The sequence below is a fragment of the Yinghuangia sp. YIM S10712 genome, assembly GCF_051388935.1.
GTDB lineage: Bacteria > Actinomycetota > Actinomycetes > Streptomycetales > Streptomycetaceae > Yinghuangia.
In genome coordinates, this window is the sequence record NZ_JBPKBI010000009.1 from 68966 (window position 1) to 84678 (window position 15713).

The window sequence follows — 15713 nt, forward strand, 5'->3', positions numbered from 1 at the left end:
CTCGTCGGGGGTGGACTTGGCCCACGGCCCCTCGAAGGCCTTGCGCGCGGCGGCCACCGCGCGGTCGACGTCCTCCTCGGTGCCGGCCGGGACCCGTCCGATCACCTCTTCCGTGGAGGCGTTGTGCACCTCGAACGTGTCGGTGCCGGCGGGCTCCACCCACGTGCCGCCGATGAAGATCTTGTCGTGAACACGCATCCGGAACTCCCGATCCCCTGTGTGCCCGGTGTCCTGTCTCAGTCCGTGCCGGCTCCAGCCTCAGGCTATGTTTTTGACCTTGTCAAGGGTATGTTTCTGAAACCTGTTTCAGTCGTTGTCGGGGGTAGCCATGAGTGCCGGCCCGTCGTTCAATCTCGCCGACCTCTTCGAGGCCGTGGCCGACGCCGTGCCCGAGCGGTTGGCGCTCATCGCGGGCGACGTGCGCCTGACGTATCGCCAACTCGACGAGCGGGCCGCAAGGTTCGCCGAGCACTTGAGGAAATCAGGCATCAGAGCCGGGGAGTTCGTCGGCATCCATGCCTGGAACCGGGCCGAGTGGATCGAGGCCATGATCGGCGCGCACAAGGCCCGTGCGGTCCCGATCAACATCAACTACCGCTATGTCGAAGCCGAGTTGCGCTACCTGTACGAGAATTCCGGCATGGTCGCGATCGTCGTAGAGCGCGCTTTCGCCGACACGGTCGCCCGCCTCGCACCGGAGTTCCCCGCCCTGCGCCACGTTGTGGTCCTGGAGGACGGCACGGATCGGGCGACCCGAGTCCCGGGCGAAGTCCTGTATGAGGAAGCACTCGCCACCGCCTCCCCGGCGCGCGGGACCGGCGCCCGCAGCAGCGACGACCTGTACGGGCTGTATACCGGCGGCACCACCGGCATACCGAAGTGCGTGCTGTGGCGCAGCGAGGACATCTTCTTCGCCGCCCTCCAGGCCGGCAGAGTGGGGCGGCCACCGGTCGCGTCCCCCGCCGAACTCGCCGCCGAGGCCGCGGCCTCCGACGCCTTCGTCACGATGAGCCTCGCGCCCATGATGCACGGCGGCGGACAGTGGTCTATGTGGAACACGTTCTACATGGGAAACACCTACCTGCTGTGGACCGGCCGCCACTTCGACCCCGACGCCGTCATGGCCCTCGCGGAGAAGGAGAAGGCCCTCGCGATCGCGGTCATCGGCGACGGCATGGCCCGGCCGCTGGCCGACTGGTACGAACGCCACCAGGGCAAGTACGACCTCCGCTCGCTCGTCGCCGTCAGCAACGGCGGCGCCCCCATGAGCGCCCCCGTGCGCCGGCAACTCGAAAAGGCGGGGCTCCTCGTCGCCGACAGCTTCGGCGCATCCGAGACCGGCGCGGCGGCCCGGCAGGCCGACGTCTCCGAAGGCACCACCCGGTTCGCGTCCTCCGCGACCACCACCGTGCTCGACGACGACCTGCGCCCGGTCGAACCCGGCTCGGGAGCGGTCGGCCGCCTCGCGGTGACCGGGCACATCCCGCTCGGCTACCACGGCGACGAAGACAAGACCCGCGCCACCTTCCGCGTCGACTCCGACGGCCGCCGCTGGGTGCTGCCCGGCGACTACGCCCGCATCGAGGCGGACGGCACGCTGACCCTGCTCGGCCGGGGGAGTGCGACCGTCAACACCGGCGGCGAGAAGGTGTTCCCCGACGAGGTGGAGGCCGCCCTCAAGGGGCACCCCGACGTCTTCGACGCCGTGGTGGTCGGCGTCCCCGACCCCCGCTTCGGCGAGCGCGTGACAGCACTGGTCGTGCCGCGCGAGGGCGCCGCCCCCGACCCGGAGGACATCCGCGCGTACACCCGCACCCTGATCGCGGGCTACAAGGTCCCCAAGCGGATCCACCTCGTCGACGCGATCGCCCGCACCGCCGCCGGGAAGGTCGACCTGCGCGCCGCGAAGGCCCGCGCCGAACGGCTGTCGGCCGGGCCGTGAGCCGCCGCGCGCGGGCTCAGACCAGCAATTCGCCCACGGTGTGGATCGCCAGCCCCACCAGCGAGCCGACCACCGTGCCGTTGATGCGGATGAACTGCAGGTCGCGGCCGACGTGCAACTCGATCTTGCGGGACGTCTCGTCCGGGTCCCACGCGCGGACCGTGTCGCTGATCAGCGCGGTGATCTCCGACTGGTAGCGGGACACCACGTACACCGCGCCGTCGGCCAGCCATGCGTCGACCTTGGCCCGCATGCGCGCGTCGTACGCCAACCGCTCGCCGAACGCGCGGACCGCCTCGGTGGCGCGGGCCCGCAACTCGCTGTCCGGGTCCTCGGTCGCCTCTACCAGCATCTCGCGGGCCGCCGTCCAGACCGAGGCGATCAGCTCGTGCACCTGCGGGTGCGCGAGGGTGCGGTCGCGCAACTGCTCCACCTGGGCGATCATGCGCGGATCGTGCTGCATGTCGTCGGCGGCGTCGGTGAGGAACGCGTCGACGGCCAGGCGAGCCGGGTGTCGGGGGTCGTCGCGTACCGCCGCCGCGAAACGGACGAGCTCACGGTGAACCTTGTTCGCGACCGTTCGGTCCAGGAACCCCGGCGACCAGTCGGGCGACTCCTCCGAGACCACCCGCAAGACGGCCGCGCGGTTGTCGACCAGCCAGGCGTGGGCTTTGTCGACGACCAGGTCCACCAGCCCGTGGTGGCCCCCGTCGGCGACCACCCGCCCGAGCAACGCGCCTATCGGCTGGGCGACCTGACGGGCCGACACCCGCCGGGTGATGGCCTGCGCGAAGACCGAGCGCACGTCCTCGTCCCGCAGGATGGTCAGCGCCGCGCGGGCCAGCGCCGACAGCTCCCCGGTCACCCGCCGGGCGTGGCGCTCGTCCGCGAGCCACGCGCCGAAGCGGAGCGAGACGGCCATCGCGGCCAGCCTGCGCCGCACGACCGCGTCGGACAGGAAGTTGTCACCGACGAACTCGCCGAGGCTGTGGCCGAGAGCGTCCTTGCGCGTCGGGATGATCGCCGTGTGCGGGATCGGCAGCCCCAAGGGCCGGCGGAACAGCGCGGTCACCGCGAACCAGTCCGCCATCGCGCCGACCATGCCGGCCTCGGCCGCCGCCTGCACGTAGCCCGACCAGGCGCCCGCGCCGCGCGACTCCAACCACCGCGTCACCACGAAGACCACCGTGGCGAACAGCAGGAAGCCCGCAGCGATCGTCTTCATGCGCCGCACACCGCGTGCCTTCTCCTGCTCGGAGGTGGTCCGCGAGACGGTGGCACCGGTGGCGTGATCATCCATGGCGGCCATTGTGTGACGGTGCCCGGTCCGACGTGCGGGAAGACAGGCCGACCGGCGGCAGTCACCCCGCGTACCGCGACACCGGCGGCGGCTGGTCGCCCAGCGGAGCGAGCAGCCAGGCGTCGTACAGCTTCCGCCAGTCACCGTCCGCGATCATGTCGCGCAGCAGAGCGTTGAGGAACCGCACGAAGTCGTCCTGGCCGAGCGGCACCGCCATGCCGTGGGGTTCGTCGGTGAACGCCCGGCCCGTGATGCGGGTGTCGGCGTCCTGGGCCCGGAGGCCGCCCAGCAGCGCGCCGGTCGTGGACACCGCGTCGACCTCGCCGCGCTGCAAGGCCACCAGGCAGTCCGTCCAGTTGTCGACCGCGTACGGCAGGACGCCCGCGTCGCGCAGCGCCACGATCGACGTCGTGGCACGGGCCGTGCACACGCGCCGCCCGACGAGGTCCTCGATCTCCTTCACCTCGGAGTCGAACGGCACCAGGACCTTCTGTCCGTCGTCGTAGTAGTTGCCGCTGAAGGCGACCTGTTTCTTGCGGGCGCATGTGATCGTCATCGTGTCGACGACCAGATCCACCTGCCCGCTGCGCAGCGCGGGGATCCGCTGCGCCTGCGTGATGACCACATAGTCGACATGGCCGTCGGCACCGAAGATCGCCCGGCCCACGGCCTTGGCCATCTCTATGTCGAAGCCCTGGAGTTCGTCGGAACGGGAATGGCGCAGCAGCGACGCGAAGAACATCGTGTTCTGGTCGACCCCGACGCGCAGCCGGCCGTTCCTCAGGATGCGTTCCATCGTCGAGCCGGCCGGCATCTCGCCCGGCGGCGGCAACTCGGCCAGGGGCGTGAGGGTTTCGCGCGGGTCGCAGTCGTCGTCGGCGGCCACCGTCGGGTAGTCGCCGGGCACGGCCGGCACCGCCGCCGGAACCTGCACCGGCGACACCGCGACGACGGGCGCCACCGGGTCGGTGTCGGACGTGCAACCGGCGACAAGGGCAACAAGCGGGATCAGTACGGCGATACGAAACCGCCCCGATGTCCTCGTGCGCATGGCCCCCACCCGACATGGTCCGCGACCGACGGCACCCATGGTCGACGAGCGTTGTGCCGCGGCGCCATCGGCCTCGCGGAATCGATGGACTTCCCGCATCACCTCGGCGCCCCGATCACGGGAAAACACCGGACACTTCACCGCAGGGGCCGCAGAACACCTGCGCGGCACCGGAGTTCGGCAACCGCCCCGACGGGTGACCGGTAGGCTCGCTGCGTCGTACGTCAGTACGTACCGGCGGGAGGTCGGGCCATGACGCAACGGGATTCCGAGCCTTGGCGTTTGCCGCGCGGGGACGAGGTCGAGACCCACGTACCGCAGGGCATCGACACCACCACGGCCCATCCCGCCCGCATGTACGACTACTACCTCGGCGGCAAGAACAACTTCGCGGCCGACCGTGCCGCCGCCGACCTCATCCTCGGTGCCGCCCCCGAAGCCGCGACCGTCGCCCGGGCCGGCCGCGACTTCCTGGCCCGCGCCGTGCGCTGCGCCGCCGGTGAACTCGGCATCCGGCAGTTCCTCGACGTCGGCACCGGCATCCCCGCCGACGGCAACGTCCACGAGGTCGCGCAGGCGGTCGCGCCCGAGGCGCGCGTGGCCTACGTCGACAACGACCCGATCGTGCTCGCGCACGCCCGCGCCCTGATCTCGGGGGATCCCCGCGGCCGTACCACGATCGTGCAGGCGGACCTGCGCGAACCCGAGAAGATCATCGCCTCGCCCGAGGTCCGCGACGTCATCGACTTCACACGGCCCGTGGCCGTCGTCCTCGGCATGGTCTTGCACTTCGTACGCGACAGCGAGGACCCGGCGGGCATCATCTCGCGGCTGTGCGCGCCGCTGGCACCCGGCAGCGCGCTGATCGTCAGCCACGTCACGTACCGGTCCGAGGACTTGAAGAAGTTCGCGGAGGACGTGTACGAGCGGGCCAGCGCGCCGGTCGTGCCCCGCACGTACGACGAGGTCGCCGCACTGCTGACCGGTCTCACGCCGGTCGACCCGGGGCTCGTCCGGGTCACACAGTGGCGGCCGGAGCCGGGAACTCCCGTGCCGACGCCCGAAGAACTCGCCGAGACCTCCGCGTTCGGGGCCGTCCTGCTCAAGCACTGACGCCGGGCAGTGCCCCGGCCCTGCGGCGGAACGTCCCAGCGGAACCTTCCTTTTGTCCGGGCGCCGCCCTGCCTGGAACGCTCAAGGCGGGTCGGGCCTTTCCCCGGATCGAGGGCCCGCGGTCGGGCGAACACCGTCCGAAGCACACGACAAACCGCCCGCGTGCTCGTCTTCGGCGCGAATCACACGGCTCCGAAGGGCAGTTCGGCGCGTTGCCGGTGTGATCGCCGGAGAAACGGGGATCACTTCCGAGGGGGTGCCCTCCGGATGATCGCGGTGACTTTCGGCCAACTCCCGACAACGGCCGACCCACTGTCGGTTTCCGTGCTACGCATGGCGGGGGGCGATCTGATGCACCCGCACGGGCACGGCACGGCTCCGGAGGAGCGATGGACGAGAAGGCGGCGGCCCGCGAGGCCGCGCCGCGGCAGGACACACCCCGGACCCTCGGAATCCTCCGGAGCGACGCCCGTCGCACACCCGGCGCCCCGGCCGGCTGAACCCTCCACCGCAGCGCCGAGCCAGGCGTCGGCGGCCACCCGAACCGGGGCCTTCCCGCTTCCCCGCTGTCCGCCTTACCGCCGGCCGTGGGTGAACGACGGGCGTACCACCCGGAAAGTCGTGCCGACCCAGCCCATCCAAGGGGGAAACCATGGGCAACAATTCGACGGATCGCGCCAGACTGCGCGTACGGCTGCCCGTCGCCCGGCCGCCCCTCGACATCGGAGCGCCGTCCTTCACCCTGGACGGCCCGCTGCGCGGCCGTGTCGTCGGTCTCCGCTACGAGGCGTCGGGCACGTCGTGGCCGTTCATCGTCGCGGAGTGGCAGCGCTTCCTGCGCGACGACGGCGCCGTGCCCGACGTTCTGCTCGCCAAGGGCCGTTCCGGCGGGCAGCGGGACCGGATCCGCAAGGACGTCAGAAACTGGGCGCGGCGCGTCGACTGCGGCGTCTCGGGACTGGGCACATGCGGTTCGTTCACCTCCGACAGCGTCAGCGACGCGGTCGTCCTGGAGCGCCTGCGCCGCCCCGCGGTCGTCGCGGTGTGCCGCGAGTTCGAGGCGCACGCACGCAACATGGCGTCGTTTCTCGGGCACCCCAGTCTGAAGATCCTCGTGCTGCCCTATCCCGTCGAAGGCCGGACCGCCGACGAACTGCGCGACATGGCGGCCGAGTACTACCCGAGATTCGTCGAACTCCTGGGGGCGACACCGTGAGCGGCAGAACGACCAAGCCGAAGGACAGCGGCAGCGCGGTCCGGCCCGACAGCGGCCGGGAACCGGGCCGTGACGCGGGCCGTGACGCGGTGCGCGACCCGGGCCGTCCCGGCCGCGAGAACGAGCGCGACGACGCAGGCAAGGCCACCACGAGGACGGACAAGGGACGCAGGCACCTCAGCATGGCCGGAGCGGCACTGCGCAGCGTCGCCTTGGGCCGGCCGTACGAACTGACCGCCGAAGTCCTGGAGGTCGACGACGACGGCGGCTCCGCGCTGTACGAGGCCTCGCTGCACGGCGGTTGGGGCGATGGCGCTCCCGTGCTGCCGGCCACCGACGAGTACGTGCACGCCCTGCTCGCCGCGACCCCGTACCGCGGCGATCGGGTACTCGGCGCACTGCCACCCCGGTTCGGTCTCGCGACCGTGGAACTCGTCGCCATCAACGCGGCGTTGGCCGGCGTCGAGCCGCGAGCGTTCCCGTACGTGATCGCGGCGCTCGAAGCGCTGCTCGTCCCGGAGTGGAACGCGGCGGCGCTGACCACCGCGACGTCGGGGGTCTTCCCGATGCTGATCGTCAACGGTCCGGCCCGCGACACACACGGGATCGACTACCGGGCGGGCTGCCTCGGCGGCGCCGCGGGACGCGGCTCGATGACGATCGGCCGCGCGGTCGCGCTGTGCCTGCGCAACATCGGCGGCCGGCGTCCGGGGGACACCCCCTACACCGTCTTCGGGCAACCCGCGCGCTTCGGCCTGTGCTTCGGCGAATGGGAGGAGCACTCGCCGTGGCCGTCACTGAGCCGGCGGCGCGGCTTCCCCGCACACGCCGAGGTGGTGTCCGTGCACGGCGGCCAAGGCGTCTTCCCGTTCACGGACGCCGACCACGAGGACCCGCGGGACCTGGCCTGCTCGATAGCCAAGAATGTGGCGTCCCCGCTCAACACCTGGTTCCACGAGCCGGCCGGGGGAAGCGGCCAGATCGTGCTGCTGCTCAACCCTGAGTGGGCCGCGCGACTCGGCGAAGTGTTCGGCACGGCCGAGGACTTCCAGACCTATGTGTGGGAACACGCCTGGCAGCCCGTCGACGTCTTTCCCGAACCCGGCGCCGACATGCTGCACGGAAGGGGACGCGTCGATGCCCGGGGACGCGTGGCGCTGGCCGCGCGGCCCGACCAGTTCGTCCCGGTGGTGTGCGGGGGCCTGGGCGGGCTGCACGGGGCCGCGCTGACGTCCTTCGTGCAGAGCGAGATGCAAAGCGCCGAGGTGGTGCGGTAGTCGGAGCCGGCGCCTGATCAGGAAGCCGACGTGCCCTGCGCGTTGCCGGACGACTTGCGCCGATCGTTCACCGCGAGGGCGAGGACGACGAGGCCCGCGAGGCCGAACACCAGTGACACTCCCGGGAGTACGAGGCCCATGACCGGATTCTGCAGATCGCGCCAGTCGCTGTCGAGCAGCCGGTAGACCGCCAGCCCGGCGGAGGTCAGGCCGACGAGCACGATCACGGCGTACCAGACGGCGGCGCTCGCCTGCCGCTTGGCGGGCGCGGCGGCACCGGCGCCTGGAACACCGCTCTCCGGCCGTGCGGAAGGCACGGCCGGGGAAGAGACGGCGGGCGCAGGCGGGGCCGCCTCCGCCGGTCCGGCGGGGCTCCAGCGCGGCGCGATCACCGTGGGTGCCGCATTCGCGGTCGGCGAGGCCGCCTCGGTCGGGGCCGAAGGGGTCGGGGACGCGGCCCGGGCGGCCCGGGCAGCCTTCGGTGCCTCCGCCGCGTCGGCGTCGGGTGCCGGGGGCGCGGGCGGCTTGCGGGGCCTCAGGAGCTGCGGCTGATCCAGTGGCTTCTTGACCGCGACCGTCGGTTCCGCGGCCACGGATGCCGGAGTTCCGGCGGCGGCCACGGGGGCGGTCTCGTCATCGCCGGTCATGTCATCGCCGGTCTCATCGTCGGTCTCGTCGCCGCTGTCGTCCGACGACGGTGAGGCCGATGAACTCGCTGGCGCCGCAGCGGACTTGGCGGCATCCTGAGGCTCGGCGGCGGCAGGTACCGCAGGTGACTGCGGCACCGCCTCCGCGACGCCGACCTCGACGGTCTCTTCGCCGTCCTCCACCGATTCAGTCGCGTCGTCGTCCGACGCGTTTTCGGGAGCAACAGGCTTCGGGGGCTCGGCGCTTCGCTCTGCCTCGGGCGACGCGGCCTTCGGTGGCGCATCGGCCGGTGCCGCTTTCGGCTTGGGCGGCCTGACCCGGGCCGCCGCCTCCACCGCGGCGGCAACCCCCTTCGGCAGCCAGGCCGTTCCCGCCGCGTCGTCGCCGTCGAAGAGCTCCACGAGCTCCGCCGCCGTCGGCCGAGAGTCCGGGCGCCGTGCGAAGCAACGGGCCAGCAGCTCCGCAAGATCCGCAGGCAGACCGTCCAGGTCCGGAGTGGTACGCAGAACCTTCTGGGCGATCTCCGCCGCCCCGACGCTGCCGTACGGCGCGACTCCGGCTGCCTGACACACCACACCCGCGAGCGCGAAGACGTCCGTCGCTGCGGTCACCGTGCCGCCGGTCGCCTGTTCGGGAGCCGGGAGCGCGGTCGAGGCGTCCGCACCCAACAGCGCGGGAAGCCCCAAGTCGATGATCTGCGGGCCGTGTTGCGTCAACATCACGGTTCCGGCCGCCAACCCCTGGTGGACCACCTTCGCGGCGTGCACGGCGACCAACGCGCGGGCGAGCGCGGATCCGAGCACGCGCAGGGCATCCTCGGGCAGCGGCCCGTGGGTGGCCACGGCCTCCTCCAACGTGATGCCGGGCGCGTACTCGGTGACCAGCCACGGGGGAGTGCCGTCCGGGTCGGCGTCGAGAACGTGCGCCAGGTGCAGGCCGTCGATACGGCGCACCGCCTCGGTCGTCTTTCGAAAACGCTCGACGAAACGCTTGTCGGCCGCCAGGTCCGGACGTACGAGGCGAACCGTCACCGCACCACCGTCACGCGCCTTGCCGAGGAAGACCGTGCCGAGCCTTCCGCCGGCCAGCCGCGCGGACAGCCGATACCGCCCCACAACCCCCGGGTCGCCCGGCTTCAGCGCTTCCATCGCAGACCCCTCCGCATGTTCGCCGACACACCGTCACGAGGCCCGCTCCGCGCACCGCGCGGCACCCCGGCGTGTCCGCGAACACGCAGGTGGAGGCCCGTGAGTGTGCCGCAGCCTATCGCTGCGGAACGGGCCGCGGCGTGCGGACAGCGGTGGCGATGAGGGCTGTTCCCAGGCTGTGACGCTGCCTTGTCCTGCTGCGGGAGGGCGGTGTTCGGACCTTTGCTCATCGCGTCCCGAAAATACGATCCTGTCTCGGGACGTGCCTGCACCTGCCGCCTGCTTCGTTGCCTCCGGCGCTGCCAAGCCATGCTCCAAGCGGGCTGCCCGCTGCCCTCGCTGCCGCTGCCGCTGCCTTGTCTTCTTGCTTCTTGCTTCTTGCGGCCGAAGCGTGATTTGCGGGGTTCCGCTCGTCCTCGCTCCCCGCGATCACGTGGGACTCGCCACGGCGCCCGCCCCAGCGAGCACGCATGCCTTCGGAAGTGCCGTCGACGCGGTCGGACCAGGTGCCTGCGGTGAGCCCTTCGGCCGCCGTGCCGGGCGGGTCCGCGTGCCGACGCCAGGGGAGGGTTCGGGCATACGCCGACCCGCACCAACCGAAGCCCCGCGACGACCGCTGACGTTTCCTCGGCAGCCGGCGCACCTTCGCTCGCTGGGCCGACTCGGGCGCAGCCAAGACTGTCTCGCTGGGCCTCGCCCCCTGCTCCTCGTTGCCGCTCCTCGTTGTCGCTCGTCGATTGCGAAGCGGGGCGTGTGGCGGTACGAGCACTGTGTGTGCCGCATGCCGCACATCGGGCCCGACGTTCACCTTCCGTCAATTGCGTGTGGCTGTTCGTGTTCGCTTATCGGTGCAACTGGTGTCACTGTTGCGAACGTTGAGCGCCGTGTGGTCGCCGGGGGCAGCGGCCCGGCGCAGGCCGGAATCTCACAACGGCTGTGGCGGAAGCGTGAGATGGTTCGTTCGGTCACGCTGCGTGCGCGGGGCGAATCGGGGTGGTCCGAGTGGTCTCGCGGTGGGTCACGCCGTAGCGTGGGCGGGAGTCGGGCCGTGTCGACGCGGTCCGCGAGAGGATCCGGCTCCGCGGGGATTGCCGGGCGTCCGACCGGGCATCACCGGGGTGTGGCCAGGGGTCACGTGATGCGTCTCACGGTTTGAACCCCGAGGTGGGAGCCGGTTGCGGCGCGGGATGGTGCGCCTGCTATTCGTACTGGTGCACACATGTCACGAAAGCCGGAACCGCCGGACACGATCCGGGCAGGTGTCGGAGCCTGAGCCGAGAAGTAGGGGACCCAGCCATGAGCGGAGACTCGGTAGTACTGCGCTATCAGGGAAACGAGCACACCTACCCGGTGGTCGAAGGGACCATCGGTGACAACGCCATCGATGTCGGCAAGCTACGGGCCGAGACCGGCCTTGTGACCTTCGACGGCGGCTTCGTCAACACGGCGGCGTGTAAATCCGCGATCACCTTCATCGACGGCGAAGAAGGCATTCTGCGGTACCGCGGCTACCCGATCGAGCAGTTGGCCGAGCAAGGCAGCTTCCTGGAGACCGCGTACCTGCTCATCTACGGCGAGCTGCCGAACGCCACGCAGCTCGACGCCTGGCGGGACGAGATCACCAAGCACACGCTGCTGCACGAGGACGTCAAGCGTTTCTACGACGGATTCCCGCGCGACGCGCACCCGATGGCGATGCTGTCGTCGGTCGTCAGCGCGCTCTCGACCTTCTACCAGGACAGCCACGACCCGTTCGACGAGCGCCAGGTCCACATCTCGACCATAAGGCTGCTCGCCAAGCTGCCGACCATCGCGGCCTACGCGTTCAAGAAGTCGGTCGGGCAGGCGCTGCTCTACCCCGACAACAACCTCGACTACGTGCAGAACTTCCTGCGCCTGACGTTCGCGGTGCCGTCCGAGGACTACAAGGCCGACCCGGTCATCGTCTCGGCGCTCGACAAGCTGCTGATCCTGCACGCGGACCACGAGCAGAACTGCTCGACCTCCACCGTGCGCATGGTCGGCTCCAGCCACGCCAACCTGTTCGCCTCGATCTCCGCGGGCATCAACGCCCTGTGGGGGCCCTTGCACGGTGGCGCGAACCAGTCCGTGCTGGAGATGCTCGACGGCATCAAGGCCGACGGCGGTGACGTCGGCGCGTTCGTCCGCAAGGTCAAGAACCGCGAGGACGGCGTGCGCCTGATGGGCTTCGGGCACCGCGTCTACAAGAACCACGACCCGCGCGCCCGCATCATCAAGAAGGCCGCGGACGACGTCCTCAGCCGGCTCGGCAAGCGCGACGAGCTGCTGGACATCGCGCTCCAGCTTGAGGAAGTCGCGCTGTCGGACGACTACTTCGTGTCGCGCAAGCTCTACCCGAACGTCGACTTCTACACCGGGCTCATCTACCGTGCGATGGGCTTCCCGACCACGATGTTCACCGTGCTGTTCGCGCTCGGCCGGCTGCCCGGCTGGATCGCGCACTGGCGCGAGATGATCGACGACCCGGCGTCGAAGATCGGGCGTCCGCGCCAGGTCTACACCGGTGCGCCGATCCGCGACTACGTGCCGCTCGGCGCGCGCTGACCCTCGTACGGACAACCGAACGGCCGATCGGGGCTTCAGATCGAAGTCCCGGTCGGCCGTTGGTATTTCGTGTGATCGTCAGGCACCGCGCCGGGTCTGGGGGGCTCCTCCGGTCGCGGCGTCCATGACGTACAGGTGCCGGTCGCCGCTGCCGACGAAGACCAGTCCGTCGGCGACGATCGGGGACGTCACCCGGCCGCCGGTGGTGTACTTCCACCGCGGCTCGCCCGTGGTCGCGACCGCCACGACGGTGTGGTCGCTGCTGCCCGCGTACACGGTGTTGCCGGAGACGACGGGCGAGGTCACCCAACCGTCGGTGCTGTAGCGCCACACCGTGCGCGTCGTGTTGACGTCGACGGCGTAGAGGCCGCCGTCGCCGCTGCCGAAGAACGACACCCCGCCGGCCGCCGCCGGCTGCGCCACCGGGCCCTGGGCGGCGAACCAACCGCGCAGGGTGCCGCTCGCGGCGTCGATCAGATAGAGGTAGTGGTCGGTGCTGCCGACGTGCACGACACCGGCCGACACCGTCGGCGCCGAGACCCACCCGCCGGTCTGGTAGCGCCACCGCGCCCACCCCGACGCCGCGTCCACCGCGTACACGCAGCGGTCGCTGCTGCCGAAGTAGACCGTGCCGTCGACGACCGTCGGCGTGGTCGCCCAGCCGTGGGTCTGGTGGCGCCACAGGCAGCGCCCGCTCGCGGCGTCGACCGCGTACACCGCGTTGTCGCTGCTGCCGAAATACACCACGCCGTTCGCGACCACCGGAGCGGCGACCACCTCGCCGCCGGTCGGGAAGCTCCAGCGCCACTGACGGCTCGTCAATTCCAGGGCGTAGAGGTGGTTGTCCTGACTGCTGAGGTACATCATGTCGCCCTCGACAGCGGGCGGATGCGACCATCCGCTGCTGTCGAACCGCCACTCGCGCGTGGCCAGATGCAGCGTGTGCAGGCCGTTGTCCTTGCTGTGCACGTGCACTCGCGAGGTGCGCACCCCTCCCGCGCGCACCGGCGGCGCGACGATTTCCGCGGTCGCCGCGAAGCGCCACGGCTGCCCGGTCGCCGCCTCCATGGGACCCGTCGGGGTGCGCGGCGTCGGCGGATGCGGGCGGGGCGCGTCGGAGGGGTCGGCGACGTACGTCGGCACGGCGGGGGGCGGTGCCTTGCGGAATGCGAGCTCCGTGGGCACCGCGCCGACCGGGGCCGCGGCCGGTGACCCGCCCGGACGTTGGTTCGGGTGCGGCTGCGACCCCGGCGGCGGATAGGTCGACGGCGGGGCCTGCTGCGCGTACGCGGGCTGTCCCGGCTGTGGGCCGTGGTGCCCACCGGGCCCGGACTGGCCGGGCGGCGGGCCGTACGCGGGCGGTCGCCCACCGGGGCCCGACTGCCCGGGCGGCGGGCCGTACGGCTGTCCGCTCGGCCGAGGTTGCGGCGGCGGTGCCTGCTGGGGGGTGGGCGCGTGCTGCGGCGACTGCCCGGCTGCATGCTGCGGTTGCGGGCGGCTGCCCGGCCGGTCGTGCGGCTGGAGGGGCAGCGAACCGGGGGGCCGGCCGGACGGATTCGGTTGCGCGGACTCGCCGTTGGGCTGTGGCCCGGCGGCACGCGGGCCCGGGCCGGGGCCGTCTTGGCCCGGCNGCCGGTCGTGCGGCTGGAGGGGCAGCGAACCGGGGGGCCGGCCGGACGGATTCGGTTGCGCGGACTCGCCGTTGGGCTGTGGCCCGGCGGCACGCGGGCCCGCGCCGGGGCCGTCTTGGCCCGGCGCGCGCCCGGCGGCGTTCCCCTGGCCGTTGCGTGCCTCGTTCCGGACCTGGGCGGGAAGCTTGCCCCAGTCGTCCTCGTCGAGGCCTTCGTCGCTCTCTTCCTCAGGGGAAGGCTCCGGAGCGGCTTCCCTCACCGGCGGCGTGCGCTGGCCGGCGGGCCGGTACTGGCGCTCGAACCGCTCGACCATCGCCGCCGCGGCTTCCGGCAGCCGGTTGTCGGAGTCGGAATAGCCGCTCTGCGCGTCCAGCACCGGCGCCAGCCGGGTGAGCAACTCCGTGGGGCTGGGCCGGTGTTCGGGCGACCGCTGCATGCAGGAGCTGATCAGGTCGTGCAGGTCCTCGGGCAGCCCGGTCAGGTCGGCCGAGCCCGTCACCAGGCGCAGCAGAGCCTCGGCGGGCTTGCGGTCCGGGTACGGCGAGTGCGCGGTCGCGGCGTACACCAGCGTCGCGCCGAGCGAGAAGACGTCGCTGGCCGGGGTGATGTCGCGGACGCCCTGGGCTTGTTCGGGGGACATGTAGGCGGGGGTGCCGACCGCGACGCCGGTCATGGTCAGGGAGCCGAAGTCCGCCGCGCGTGAGATGCCGAAGTCGATGACCTTCGGGCCGTCGCCGGCCACCAGCACGTTGGACGGCTTGAGATCGCGGTGCACGAGCCCGGCGGCGTGCACGGACTCCAGGGCCTCGGCGATGCCTGCGGCGAGCCACTGCACGGCGCTCGGCGGCAGCGGGCCGCAGGAGCGGACCAGTGTCTCCAAGGACGGCGCGGGGACGTACGCGGTGGCCAACCACGGCACCGCGGCGTCCGGATCGGCGTTGACGACCGCGGCCGTGAAGACGCCGCTCACCCGCCGCGCCGCGGCGACCTCCTGCGCGAACCGCGCCCGGAAGCCCGGGTCGCCGCCCAGTTCGGAACGGATCGTCTTGATGGCGACCAACCGCCCGAACGGCGAACGGCCGAGGTAGATCCGGCCCATGCCACCGGCGCCCAGGCGGCCCAGGACCGTGTAGGGCCCGATCCGGGTCGGGTCGCCCTTGGCAAGGGGTTCCCCGGGCCACTCGTGTTCGGTCACAATCCCCCCGATTTCTCCCCCATCACCGCCCATCATCCCCGCCGGTTCCTCGCTGCGACAGATCTGACGCCGGCCTGGCGGGCCGGCGGACGTGCAGCCACCGGGGACGCGGATCGCCGCGTCCGGAATCCCCCTGCTGCCTGTGGCAGAGTACCGGCCCGTGGACGCGTGCGCCCACGGTGTTCCCTCCACTGCGGCAGGTGTCACGGGACCTTTCATTGCGTTGAGACGCGCGAGACCGGAACCGGGTTCCAGGAACCCGCCACGGACCCGAAGCGGGTCGTCGGCAACCTACCGATTCCCAGGTGGCGGGCGTATCGGGGCCCGCACGGTCGCCGGTCACGCCGACACGGGCCGCGCGCATCTCCCAAGAACCCGCACGCGAGTTGGCTGCTTTGCCGGGCTCGTCGATCCTGTGGGCCCGGTCGTTGTCGCCGCCCTCGGCGGTGCCGTTGATCAAGGCGGCTCGGCCTTCCCTACGGCACACGCACACGGCTGTTCCCCGCTGCACGGGCGGGGCGTGGGCAACACACACCACGTGGCGCAGACAAGTGGCTCGCACCAGGGGCCCGCATGAAACGGCGAGGGGGGGGGGGGGGGGGGGGG

Annotated in this window: 10 protein-coding genes; 5 read left to right on the forward strand and 5 right to left on the reverse strand. The window is 71.6% G+C overall.

Going from position 1 to position 15713, the window contains the following annotated elements:
* The coding region (locus ACRX5W_RS19440) for an aldehyde dehydrogenase family protein (protein WP_436789476.1) at positions 1 to 198 on the reverse strand (198 nt) is incomplete at its 3' end.
* A 130-nt stretch (positions 199 to 328) separates the two neighbouring features.
* Here ACRX5W_RS19440 and ACRX5W_RS19445 point away from each other — a divergent pair.
* A complete protein-coding gene (locus tag ACRX5W_RS19445) occupies positions 329 to 1942 on the forward strand; it encodes an acyl-CoA synthetase (RefSeq protein WP_436789477.1) in 1614 nt (537 codons plus the stop codon).
* 16 nt (positions 1943 to 1958) lie between these two features.
* Here the strand turns inward: ACRX5W_RS19445 and ACRX5W_RS19450 are convergent, their stop codons facing one another.
* Together ACRX5W_RS19450 and ACRX5W_RS19455 are read right to left on the reverse strand one after the other, a co-directional pair.
* Positions 1959 to 3242 carry a DUF445 domain-containing protein gene (locus ACRX5W_RS19450; RefSeq protein ID WP_436789478.1) on the reverse strand — a complete coding sequence of 428 codons (1284 nt, stop codon included), beginning with the start codon at positions 3240 to 3242 and terminating at the stop codon, positions 1959 to 1961.
* 61 nt (positions 3243 to 3303) lie between these two features.
* Positions 3304 to 4293 carry a glutamate ABC transporter substrate-binding protein gene (locus tag ACRX5W_RS19455; RefSeq protein WP_436789479.1) on the reverse strand — a complete coding sequence of 330 codons (990 nt, stop codon included), beginning with the start codon at positions 4291 to 4293 and terminating at the stop codon, positions 3304 to 3306.
* Positions 4294 to 4545: 252 nt separating this feature from the next.
* On the opposite strand from ACRX5W_RS19455, the gene ACRX5W_RS19460 reads away from it, so the two are divergent.
* From ACRX5W_RS19460 to ACRX5W_RS19470, 3 genes are all read left to right on the forward strand, one after another.
* Positions 4546 to 5406 (forward strand): SAM-dependent methyltransferase, encoded by an 861-nt coding sequence (locus ACRX5W_RS19460; RefSeq protein WP_436789480.1) that lies wholly within the window; start codon positions 4546 to 4548, stop codon positions 5404 to 5406.
* Between the two features lie 652 nt (positions 5407 to 6058).
* Positions 6059 to 6622 (forward strand): UGSC family (seleno)protein, encoded by a 564-nt coding sequence (locus ACRX5W_RS19465; RefSeq protein WP_436789481.1) that lies wholly within the window; start codon positions 6059 to 6061, stop codon positions 6620 to 6622.
* Entirely contained in the window at positions 6619 to 7899 is a 1281-nt protein-coding gene (locus tag ACRX5W_RS19470) for a hypothetical protein (RefSeq protein ID WP_436789482.1), read from the forward strand. Before ACRX5W_RS19465 ends, ACRX5W_RS19470 begins: the two co-directional genes overlap by 4 nt.
* A 17-nt stretch (positions 7900 to 7916) precedes the next feature.
* Here ACRX5W_RS19470 and ACRX5W_RS19475 read toward each other — a convergent pair whose 3' ends face one another.
* Entirely contained in the window at positions 7917 to 9695 is a 1779-nt protein-coding gene (locus ACRX5W_RS19475; protein ID WP_436789483.1) for a serine/threonine-protein kinase, read from the reverse strand.
* Between the two features lie 1296 nt (positions 9696 to 10991).
* Between ACRX5W_RS19475 and ACRX5W_RS19480 the strand changes: the two genes are divergently transcribed.
* The gene (locus tag ACRX5W_RS19480; RefSeq protein WP_436789484.1) at positions 10992 to 12281 is read left to right on the forward strand and encodes a citrate synthase; all 1290 of its coding nucleotides are present in this window, start codon (positions 10992 to 10994) and stop codon (positions 12279 to 12281) included.
* Positions 12282 to 12359: 78 nt separating this feature from the next.
* On the opposite strand, the gene ACRX5W_RS19485 is transcribed toward ACRX5W_RS19480, so the two are convergent.
* The gene (locus ACRX5W_RS19485; RefSeq protein ID WP_436789485.1) at positions 12360 to 15326 is read right to left on the reverse strand and encodes an outer membrane protein assembly factor BamB family protein; all 2967 of its coding nucleotides are present in this window, start codon (positions 15324 to 15326) and stop codon (positions 12360 to 12362) included.
* Positions 15327 to 15713 lie beyond the last annotated feature (387 nt).